12 protein-coding genes and 2 pseudogenes are annotated in these 10,149 nt (G+C 49.3%); 3 read left to right on the forward strand and 11 right to left on the reverse strand.

Annotation, left to right across the window (positions count from 1 at the left end; genetic code table 11):
- Positions 1 to 344: 344 nt before the first annotated feature.
- On the reverse strand, positions 345 to 758 hold the full coding sequence (locus H6F80_RS10345; protein WP_190791483.1) for a MerR family DNA-binding protein: 414 nt from the start codon (positions 756 to 758) through the stop codon (positions 345 to 347).
- A gap of 122 nt (positions 759 to 880) precedes the next feature.
- On the opposite strand from H6F80_RS10345, the pseudogene H6F80_RS10350 reads away from it, so the two are divergent.
- A pseudogene (locus H6F80_RS10350) lies at positions 881 to 1,438 on the forward strand (IS6 family transposase); the annotation flags it as partial.
- 98 nt (positions 1,439 to 1,536) lie between these two features.
- Here H6F80_RS10350 and H6F80_RS10355 read toward each other — a convergent pair.
- The 6 genes and pseudogenes from H6F80_RS10355 to H6F80_RS10380 form a co-directional block, all read right to left on the reverse strand.
- On the reverse strand, positions 1,537 to 2,109 hold the full coding sequence (locus H6F80_RS10355; RefSeq protein WP_190791484.1) for a transposase: 573 nt from the start codon (positions 2,107 to 2,109) through the stop codon (positions 1,537 to 1,539).
- 412 nt (positions 2,110 to 2,521) lie between these two features.
- On the reverse strand, positions 2,522 to 3,589 hold the full coding sequence (gene rsgA / locus H6F80_RS10360) for a ribosome small subunit-dependent GTPase A (protein WP_190791485.1): 1,068 nt from the start codon (positions 3,587 to 3,589) through the stop codon (positions 2,522 to 2,524).
- 383 nt (positions 3,590 to 3,972) lie between these two features.
- Positions 3,973 to 4,236: pseudogene (locus tag H6F80_RS10365) on the reverse strand (AAA family ATPase); the annotation flags it as partial.
- A 15-nt stretch (positions 4,237 to 4,251) separates the two neighbouring features.
- The gene (locus H6F80_RS10370; protein ID WP_190791486.1) at positions 4,252 to 4,404 is read right to left on the reverse strand and encodes a hypothetical protein; all 153 of its coding nucleotides are present in this window, start codon (positions 4,402 to 4,404) and stop codon (positions 4,252 to 4,254) included.
- A 25-nt stretch (positions 4,405 to 4,429) separates the two neighbouring features.
- The gene (locus H6F80_RS10375) at positions 4,430 to 5,497 is read right to left on the reverse strand and encodes an IS110 family RNA-guided transposase (protein ID WP_190791487.1); all 1,068 of its coding nucleotides are present in this window, start codon (positions 5,495 to 5,497) and stop codon (positions 4,430 to 4,432) included.
- A 284-nt stretch (positions 5,498 to 5,781) separates the two neighbouring features.
- The gene (locus H6F80_RS10380) at positions 5,782 to 6,249 is read right to left on the reverse strand and encodes an IS6 family transposase (protein WP_518523552.1); all 468 of its coding nucleotides are present in this window, start codon (positions 6,247 to 6,249) and stop codon (positions 5,782 to 5,784) included.
- A 170-nt stretch (positions 6,250 to 6,419) separates the two neighbouring features.
- Between H6F80_RS10380 and H6F80_RS10385 the strand changes: the two genes are divergently transcribed.
- Entirely contained in the window at positions 6,420 to 7,409 is a 990-nt protein-coding gene (locus tag H6F80_RS10385) for a hypothetical protein (protein WP_190791488.1), read from the forward strand.
- Between the two features lie 90 nt (positions 7,410 to 7,499).
- On the opposite strand, the gene H6F80_RS10390 is transcribed toward H6F80_RS10385, so the two are convergent.
- The 4 genes from H6F80_RS10390 to H6F80_RS10400 form a co-directional block, all read right to left on the reverse strand.
- On the reverse strand, positions 7,500 to 8,303 hold the full coding sequence (locus H6F80_RS10390) for a peroxiredoxin-like family protein (protein WP_190791489.1): 804 nt from the start codon (positions 8,301 to 8,303) through the stop codon (positions 7,500 to 7,502).
- Between the two features lie 62 nt (positions 8,304 to 8,365).
- The gene (locus H6F80_RS31270) at positions 8,366 to 8,482 is read right to left on the reverse strand and encodes a peptide-methionine (S)-S-oxide reductase (protein WP_518523553.1); all 117 of its coding nucleotides are present in this window, start codon (positions 8,480 to 8,482) and stop codon (positions 8,366 to 8,368) included.
- A complete protein-coding gene (locus tag H6F80_RS30755; RefSeq protein ID WP_518523554.1) occupies positions 8,469 to 8,786 on the reverse strand; it encodes a peptide-methionine (S)-S-oxide reductase in 318 nt (105 codons plus the stop codon). The genes H6F80_RS31270 and H6F80_RS30755 overlap by 14 nt, the downstream gene beginning before the upstream one ends.
- A gap of 8 nt (positions 8,787 to 8,794) precedes the next feature.
- Complete coding sequence (locus tag H6F80_RS10400; RefSeq protein ID WP_190791490.1) at positions 8,795 to 8,953, reverse strand: hypothetical protein; 159 nt, start codon at positions 8,951 to 8,953, stop codon at positions 8,795 to 8,797.
- 488 nt (positions 8,954 to 9,441) lie between these two features.
- On the opposite strand from H6F80_RS10400, the gene H6F80_RS31275 reads away from it, so the two are divergent.
- Positions 9,442 to 9,861 (forward strand): pre-peptidase C-terminal domain-containing protein, encoded by a 420-nt coding sequence (locus H6F80_RS31275; protein ID WP_190791492.1) that lies wholly within the window; start codon positions 9,442 to 9,444, stop codon positions 9,859 to 9,861.
- Positions 9,862 to 10,149 lie beyond the last annotated feature (288 nt).

Consider the following 10,149-nt stretch of genomic DNA (forward strand, 5'->3'; position numbering starts at 1 on the left):
GCATGGGCGATCGCGTTAACGGTGTGATTGAACCAATCGCTAACTCCCTCAAACTGGGGTCTAAACCCATCTGAGAGTTGTGATGGCTCCTTTTTCTCTGCGTAACCATTGAATGATTCAAGATAACTTCTCATGGCAGACCTCCAATCAATCGAAGTTTTCCAACTAGGATTAGCGTAAATTCTCTAGTTGGCTGGAGAGTCAATAGAAGCAATCAAAAAAGAATCAAAATTAAACAAAAACACGGCTTGCTTATTCTAAATATGATTTCAAAATAACACCAACAAGAATAGCCTATGTTTTTATAACGCATAGGCTGAAAAATTATTAAACTCAAAGAGTTTTTATGCTCGTTCAATAATCGGACAGATTGTTTCTTCAGGATGCTCAGGAATAGCTTCCCAACCAGATAGAAGCCCGTTCAACTCCTGCTTCAGAATCTGTAATTGCTGGATTTGCTGCTCAATTTGTGAGAGCTTATCTTCTAGTTTCACTTTGATGTGATCGCACGGTAAATCACCTTGATCATGCACTTCTAGAAATTCTTTGATCTCTAACAGGTTTAACCCTAAACTTTGAGCGCGTTTGATAAACCGCAAACGACCAAATACATCTGAGTTGAACAGTCGATAGTTGCCTTCTGTTCTGCCAAAAGTTTTGAGCAACCCTAACTCATCGTAATAGCGAATCGTTTTGATTGGCAGTCCGCTCTCTTTCGCAACTGAACCAATCCGTTGTAACTGTTCTTGGGCTAGCATAGCTACCTCACTAATGCCATGCTTTCATTCTAAACTCTCTAGTAGGCTGGAGAGTCAAGAGGAGCGATCATCCCCTCCCCTCAGAGCCTGGCTTACTTGACTCATATTGAAGCTTCGGCAGTCACCTTACCATTGTTAGAGCCCCAGAACTGGACAAACGCATTCGACCTCACTTGAAGCCGACAAACGACTCGTGGCGCGTGGACGAGACGTATATCAAAGTCAGGGGAGTGTGGAAATATCTGTATCGTGCTGTCGATTCGGAGGGGAATACTCTGGACTTCATGTTGAGTGCCAAACGAGATGGCAAGGCAGCGGCACAATTTTTCCGTAAAGTGCTTAAAGCACAGCACACTGGGTCTCCACGAGTCATTAATGTGGACAAGAATGCAGCTTATCCAGTGGCAATGGAGGCACTTCAAAAAGATGGAACGATTGAAAAAGAGACCGACTTAAGGCAGAGCAAGTATTTAAACAATGTAGTTGAGCAAGATCATCGGAACATTAAGCATATCGTGAAGCCGATGATGGGATTTAAGTCGTTTAATAGTGCCAGAAGAACCTTGAGTGGCATTGAAGCGATGAATATGATTCGCAAAGGACAAGTGAATGGAATTAACCAAGGGGATAGTATCTCTCAATCGAAGTTTATTGAAGTAATCTTTGGAATTGCTGCTTAAGGGAATGCAGACGATACCAATCGTTTGTCCCTAATAAGTTTTTGCGACACAACTGGCTTGTCTACCCTACCATTGACCCGTTTTTGCGACACAACCATTTAGCGTCTGAGTTGGGACTTGACCGTCGTGCTTTTGGGTAAGCGCAGGACGAATCCGACCCGTTGTTGACGCAACCAATCGGCAAGCGCAACGCTGTGGAACTCCCGGTCTCCCAGCACAATACAGCGATAGCGCTGCATCAAACTCAACACCGGCCGCAGAACGGTTTGTTGCTCGAAGAGCGAACTTGAGCCGCAATGGTCGAGGCAATCCCAGAACAGTGGGATAGCTCGCTTCTTGTAAACGACGCTGACCATCAGCAGATTATGATGTTTCCACTGAGTCCGGTCAATCACCAGCGATAGCCGTTGCCCTCGATGAAACTGTTGCTTGAGCCAATATTTGAGGATCGGAAACCACAAGGTTTTGATATTCAACTGGGGAAGTTGCAGAAACCGTTGAAGATTCCGCCGCCGACTTTCAAACTGAATGGGTTGAGCAAATAAGGTGGCTAACCGCTCGATGCTCACGCAACGTTCCCGTTGCAGCAGGGCGACCAGCATTTGCAGGGTTATGAATTGAATTGAACTCAGTTGCGTTTGTAGACAAGCCTGATAAAATGAAGGCAACATTTTTTGAAATTGAGGGTGATTCTTCGGATTCACCCTATTTTTTCGGCTTCAGATCGTCTCTGTCTGCTACCAGCCTTACCTTTCTGCCTCGCTGTCACCCCCTGAGGGACACTGTTTCTGTCAGTTGTATCGTTGCTTGCAAGATTTCAGTTGATTACGACAGGTCGCGTTAGCTTTTAGGTCAACTCCATGGGGCAGAGTATACCAGAGTACTGTACTCGCAGGATTCAGAAGGCATCTAAAGGCGGAAGCTGGAGCAAAGCATTAATCGCAGCGATCGCCTTTGCCATTCGGTGTTCATGAGTACCTTGCACTGTGTACACGAGGCGTACTGGTAAAATATGCCAAGTTGGTTTCCACGAGTAGTTTGGGTGTGATAATGGATTAAATCCATAGAGTATTAAGCGAACCATCATTCCCGGTATTTGGGGTGGTTGCGGAGCGATTTATGAATTTTCTTCCACCGCTCCTTCTCTGCCAGAGTTGCTCGTTGGTCTTGCTTGCGAGCCAGATAGTATAGTTCTCGCTGCAACTTTTGATAGTTCAGGAACCGTCCTTGGTCGAGATGTCCGTCAGCGAGTGCCTGTTGAATGGCACAGCCGGGTTCCTGTTGGTGCTGGCAATCTCGAAAATGACACTGCTGCGCCAATGTTTCAATCTCTGGAAATGTTTCTGTCAATCCCTCAGCACCTGACCATACTTGAATTTCACGCATTCCCGGTGTGTCAATCATTAATGCACCCGAAGGGAGCAGAATTAATTGTCGATGCGTGGTGGTATGTCTACCGCGATCGTCTCTTCGCCGAACTGCCTGAACTGTCTGTAGTGGCTCACTGTTCAATTGATTTGCAATCGTGGATTTACCCACACCCGATGACCCCAGCAGGGCGATCGTTTTTCCGGCTTGTAGGTAGGATTGGAGCGCATCCATTCCCTGTTTTTGTGTGGCACTCAAAGCAATAACTGGAACACCAATGGCAATCGCTTCTATCTCTGCCAGTCGTCGTTCAACGTGCAAACAGAGATCTACCTTGTTCAATACAATCACCGGGCTGGCACCGCTTTCCCATGCCAGAATCAAATAGCGTTCGATCCGTCTCGGATTCAAATCACCATCCAACCCAGAAACGAGAAATACGGTATCGACATTGGCAGCAATCACCTGTTCCTCAGTCGTACTACCTGCAACGTTGCGAGAAAATTTGCTCTTGCGTGGCAAGATTGCGTGAATTGTGGCGCGATGGTCTATCGAACTGGACTGAATCACCACCCAGTCTCCAACGGCTGGGAAGTCCTGAATGCCAGTCGTTTGATGCCTGAGCTTACCAGAAACTGCTGCCAGTTGCTCCCCCTGCTCAGTGTAAAGCAAGTAAGAATTACGATGTTCAACAGCAACTCGACCGACCGCAAATCCTTGGTCGTAGTAAGATCTAAAGCTGCAAGCATAACGATCGCTCCAGCCTAATTGTTCTAAATTCATTGGATTTCCTTTCTGTGATAACTTGTACAGTGCAAGGTTCACAGAAGAGTTCGAATCATCTTGCCGAAATGGTGCAGGAGTGAACGAGACTCACTGTGGCTTGCGATTGAAGCGTGAGTGTCTTTGCCGTGACGCGATCGGCTACGAATACAGTCATCCTCCACCTCCTTGAGAATTTCTATTTCATATAGAGAGACATCACCCATACCCTAACCAATTCCTGATTTTTTGAATCAATTTTGCTGTAAATTTTGGTTTCAATTAGGCAGGACGCCTCGAAGTTTTGCAGCAATCAACGGGGCGAACAGGAGTCTGTCCTTCCTCCAGCCGAAATACCGCCCGCAAAGTCCCCTGCAGGGAAGGAGAACAGTGAAATCCCTACTTCAGGCGGCTAAAGGCGGAAATACAAGCAAAGCATCAATCGCTGCGATCGCCTCTGCCATTCGCTGCTCATGTTTTCCCTGCACGGTGATGTACGGCTTGCTTTTCTGGTTCAGTACCTCAATAAACCACTGGTGCATCTCCAGCCGAATCTCTTCACCCTCGCGCGTCCCGTCCTGCACAAAGGCAAAATCAGGAGCAGTCAGAATGTACAGGTCATAGTGACAACGCTCAGCAATCCGTTCAACGGCTGGGCAATAAGTTCCTCGGTAGCGGCGATGTCAGACGTGGGTTGCCAGCGGGTCAGTATCACAAATCAGCAGGCGGTTTGCCCGCATCGCCAGATCCGTTTCCCAAGCTGCCTGTCCCTTCGCAATCTGCACAAACTCGTAGGTTTGCCACTGGTCGGGTACTGATGCTCCTATAGATGTCAAGTCCTTTTTGTACTCTAAGAATGCATCACGTCAGGCACTTGGGGAGGGGAGTGCTTTTGCGAATAATGTGATAAATCTCTCTTGCGACATAACGTTTGAGACACCGAATAATCTCTCGTTTCGACAACCCTTGTGCTATCCGACGGGCAACGTAGTCCTGGGTCGGCTGATGCCATCGCATTCGCACAATGACCACGCGAAATAGCGCGGCATTCGCCTGACGGTTTCCGCCTCGGTTGAGGCGATGGCGCTGCGTTTTGCCGGAAGACGCTGGAATTGGACAGACGCCGCACATCTTGGCAAAGGCGGCTTCAGAATGCACACGCTCCGCATTATCCCCAAAGGTGATCAGCATCTCAGCAGCCGTATCCGTTCCAATGCCAAACGCTTGCACTAATTCAGGAGCTGCTGCTTGGGCGAGGGTCGTGAGATGCTGGGTGTGCGTTTCAATCTCGTCATGTAACTGTGTCCAGCGTTTTGCCATTGCAGCGAGGGCATAGCGCATCGTTGCCATCGGTGTATCGAGTGTCCCAACTTCGAGTTGTGCACAGGCTTTGACCAACTGGGGGGTGGACAAAGATTCCAACTGTGCCCGTAACGCTGCATCGGCTGTGACGATGATCACTTTGAGTGCCACTATCACTTGAGTTTGGGCTTTGACTGCCGTATCTCGTGCTGCTTTGAGAATCCGAATCATTTCCACTCCACCTTCGCTCGATTTCGGAGTTGCTGTAGCTTGTCCAGCCAACACTTGGCGAGCGGCATCTTCTGCATCGAGCAGATCATCCTTGCCTTGCAACCGTTGCTGACCCCGGCGGCAAGGACGACTGACTTCCACCACTTTCAGTCCTTGACGACGCAGGAACTGGCTTAAACCCTTGCCATACGACCCAGTTCCTTCCACACCAAACGCAGCAAACACGCCGAATGTCTTTGCCCACTCCAGCAATTGTTGATATCCGGCTTGAGTAGTCGGTATGATGCGATCTCCTAGACGTGCACCTAAGCCATTAATAGCAACTGCAGCATGCGTGTCTTTATGCGTGTCAACGCCGATGATCACTGCATTCGGATCGGTCGTAGATTGTGTCATTGTTTACCGCCTGGTTGAAGAGCAGAACTGCTTGCAGAACTGGGCAATGGACAAGACTGCGATGAGACTTTATTTAAGACAGGCTCCTATCAGGTCACGATGCCCAAGCCACACCAGCAACAAAAGTCTTTCTACTTCCAATCGACAAATCAATACAAAGGCACAGAGCCGGTCAACTTATGGGTCAGATTGGCAGCAGAAAGACTCTTCTATCCTCGCAGTCAACTTAACCAGAAAAATTTAAGAGTAAGCACGGTAGTCTCTAGTGAGGTGGAATCACAGGATTATGCGGCAGATTTCAACCCAACAATCTCTTGCCAATCTTCAATTCGTTGACGCATTTGTTCGCAGTAGCGATGAGCTGTTAGCTGATGTTGTTTCGGGTGGAAGTGGTCTCGAATCGGTCCAAACGCAGCCAGAAATCGTTGGGCTTGCCCCGGTGACTTAAACTTCCGCATCCGCCGCTCTCGCACTCGAGTCGGTTGATGCGAGTTCTCTGCTCGATTGTTCAACCCCTTGTGCTGTCGATGCTCCACGCTCTTGAGCATCTGCTTTTGGGCAGCTTCGTAGCTTTTCAGCTTGTCGCTTACGAGCACCCGAGGCACAAAGCCTTGCTGCTTGAGGAGCTTGCAGAAAAACCGCTTAGCTGCCTTCGTATCTCGATGCTGTTGCATCAAAATATCAAGCACATTGCCCTCTGAGTCTACCGCTCGCCATAGATAATATTGCTGCTTCTTGATTGTAACGTTCACACTTTAGCAAGCGATTGCCCGCTCAGGATCATTAAAACCCCCAGCGCGATGACTAGGGGCAATGTAATCGTTGTATGGTGTTGCGTGAACAATAGTACTATTTCATAAAGCCCCAGAACTGTCCAGACCCAACAGAACCAATTCAATCCATCACGGGAGGGCAAGCACCGATGGCAAAGTCTCGCAAACTGGAAGAATTGACCGCAAGTTTGAACCAGATTCGCCCTGACCCCACTTCAGAAACAGCCTCAGCGGTGCTGCAACAAGTTCTGAGCAGCAAATATTCAGTTGCTGCTGCTCAAGCGGCTGGCATCGTGGCTCAAGCGGAACTGTATGCTTTTATTCCCGATCTCGTGGATGCTTTTGATCGTTTCCTGATTAAACCGAAGGACAACGATCCTGGTTGTCTGGCAAAACAAGCCATAGCAGATACACTGTATCGCCTGGAATACAGCAACGAAACGCTGTTCCTCAAAGGCATTCGGCACGTTCAGCCAGAACCCATCTGGGGTGGCACGACGGACACGGCTCCTCGACTGCGCGGCACCTGTGCATTAGGGCTGGTGCGAATGAATTATCCTCAAGTGATAGTCGAGTTAGGCGATCTACTGGCAGATCCAGAACCAGAGGCTCGAATTGGGGCAGCACGAGCAATTGCCTATAGCGCCAATGATCAGGGAGTACCGCTTTTGCGATTGCGGGTCAAAGTCGGCGACACCTCACCTGTGCTATCAGAATGTTTACTTGCCCTGCTGCAACTGGCACCCCAGCAGTCCCTCCCTCTGGTCGAGGATGTCCTTTATGCTCGTACCGCAATGGCATTAGCAGAGGCAGACCAGGCAGAAGCTGCAGTGTTAGCCTTGTCTGAGTCGCAATTAAACGAAGCCTTTCTGATTCTGCGGGATTGGTGGCAGGGCATTCGAGATCCGCAGCTTCGCAAAACAGGAATTCTCGCTATCTCTACACTGCGGCAGCCAGAGGCGATCCAATTTCTGCTGACCTTGATTGCCGAGGGTAAACCGGAGGATGCGAAAGAGGCGACTGAAGCAATGGGCATTCACATTCAGGATCAGATCCTGTGGCAGCGAGTGTGCCAGGCAATGCAAGAACGGCAGGATGCTGCCTTGAAAGGACTGCTAGAGCAGATGTCAAAGTCCTGACCCCGCTGAATTCCTGTTGATTGGAGGAATTGCCTCGCCCCAAAGCCGTAGAAGGCTGAATTGGAATGCTATCTGCCGTTGTACCGTTCGTTAATCCGATCGCACGGTGAGAAATGACAGCGGTTTGCTCTTATCTTCAGCAAAACCCAGAATGGCACGATCGCGGTGTTCGTACAACAACTGACCCTCAGCATCAAACAGAAATGTTGCGCCGCGCTGCGTCAGATAAGCAGAGTCGGGTACATAGGTTTTCCAGTGACTCAACACTTCGCCCATGTTTCGCAGACGTAGCGTCGCCAGTTCAAACGGACGCTGATACCCTTTGCCGCCTGCCCATCGAAACGAGGAACCTTTCAGGGGCGGAAGTGGGGGTGCTTTCACCGTTTCCTCATCCGCAATCAGTTGAGGAGCTTTCCGGTCGCCTCGATAGCCGCGAAAGACTTCGGAGAGCGTTCCTGGACTGCCAATTCCGGCGCACATTAAGAGCAGGTTTAGCCAGGCATTTTGTCCGGGTGAGAGCAGGGGTAACTTCAGCAATAGTCCCTGGTAGAGGTCAAGCTGCTGATGCAGTTCGGCTTTCGGATCAACAAAAAGGCAATCCGCAGGGAAGCCTGTGTAGGCGCAAAACTGTTCTCCTGAGCCTCGATCGCCAATTCCTACGGCACGAATGGCAATGCCTGCCTCTCGAAGTGATTTTGCCTCCCGCTGCAACCACCAGGCATATTCAAGATTGTCAAAATCCCCCAACTGCGACCACAGTAGCACCAGGATTCGAGCGGCAGAACTACATCCCTCCAGAATGGGCACGATCGCCCCGTCGCTGACTCGCTGCCGTTTAGTTTGCTGAAAACAATCGTATAGCTGCAAGTCACTGCCCTGTTTCGCCTGGGTCATTTCATCCCCTGTTGTAACGCTCCGTTTTTCCCTATTCATTATCCGACAAGGGGCTGCATGATCTACGGGGAAACGATCGGCTGATTGCTGTGAGTCTGCCGTCGCTGTTTCTTCTCCAAATATTGCTGGTGTTCTTCGGAGGCTAACCAGTATGGGGACGCAGGCTCAATCTGAGTCACAACCGGCTTGTTGTACTCGCCGGAGCGATCGAGACGCTCTTTGGACTATCGAGCGATCGCGTCGCTTGGTCAAGGGTGTGGTAGAAAATGACCGATCGATATGTTCTCCCCGGGCTGCATCCTGGCGATTGAGGCTGGTGGGATCGTGGATCTGCCAAAAGAGTGCCAGCAATTCGTCATAGCTGACGCGCGACGGGTCATATTCCACCTGGCAAACCTCTGCGTGACCTGTAATGCGAGACAAAACATCGAGATAGCTGGGATGCTCGAAATGTCCTCCCATATATCCCACTGACGTAGACACTACGCCCGCTACTTTACTCGTGCTAGTCGTACTGCATCTCTGGAACCCACTATAAACCAATCGATCGCCTGTCCTGCTGGCGGTTGACGATCGGACTGATCTTCGTTGAACATCCTGAGAAGTTCCGAGTTGTCCTCTGGCTCGTTTAACAGTTTTGGATTACTCATAGTCCACCTGAGTATAGGACAAAAGGTTGCAGAGATAGAAGAGGAGAGGGTTTCATGAGAATTACCACATTCTTCAACTATGAAACCCTGATGAATCAGGTTACTCTACTGTCACGTTTCCCGTTTTTCAGACTCCTACGCGTTTTAGGTGAAGTTAGGACTGGAAGTACTTTAATCCCTTGAGCGACGTTAACTGCTTCAGCAATCCCATCCCTTTTCACCAGATTTACGTAAGAGTCCGAAAAGCAAGATACGCGACAGGTTTTCTGTCAAATTACTAGCGCAATTTCCGCATCCTTTTGACGTTAAATCACTCGCCTTTAAAGATCCCGTGTAACGAAATTATTAACTTTTACTTTGTAGAGAATGACGGGAAGGCTTAAACTGTACCCTCCTGAACTGCATTTATGGCTGGCGATCGCGTTGGCAATACTCTAAGTCGTGCAAGAGCAATCAACCCCTTGAACAGCTAGAGGTTTAAGGATCAAATTGGTGGTGCGGACAGCAACGATTTCTTCCGCTTTACCCTCAGCCAACGGAGCAGCAACAACTTCTCGCTGGCTCGGCTAAAAGCAGATGCAAATTTGCAGCTCCTCAATGACAAAGGACAGGTTCTGTTTGCATCCGCCCGCCGAGACAGGAGCAGTGAATCGATAAAAACGACCCTAGATTCGGGCACTTATTATCTGCGAGTCTATTCTAGTGCAGGGCGAAATCCTAGTTCAACGCACTATCAACTCTGTGCATCTGTGAGTGCATCGCCTGTTTCCCCGTGGGATTTTACTCCAATGCCTCATCCAGATAACTTTGCAAATAGCTATATTTGTACCTTCCCACCTCCTGGTCATGTGGAAGTGGAAAGTTCGAGTACACTCCCCCTAGACACAATCGCCCCTACTCCTGTCTAGGAGCAGCCGATTGGGAGGAACAGACGTTCGCTGTAAGTCGGAAGAATGGACACAACGCCGACCGTAGATCACACCAAGTCGTTCAAGCATGATGCCACTAGTAGTCTGCCAAGGGAACTTTGCCTGGTGGGGTTATTTCTGGTAAGGTGACTCAAATCCAGGAAGATCATTATGAGTCAGAAGCGTTACATCGTCGATTTAACGGATGCCGAAGTTCAACAGCTAGAAACCCTGTTGAGGACTGGAAAGCACTCGGCTCGCAAACTGACCCGTGCCCGTATCTTGTTG

Origin of the sequence: Leptolyngbya sp. FACHB-711, from assembly GCF_014695615.1 — a bacterium.
Classification (GTDB): domain Bacteria; phylum Cyanobacteriota; class Cyanobacteriia; order Elainellales; family Elainellaceae; genus Leptolyngbya_A.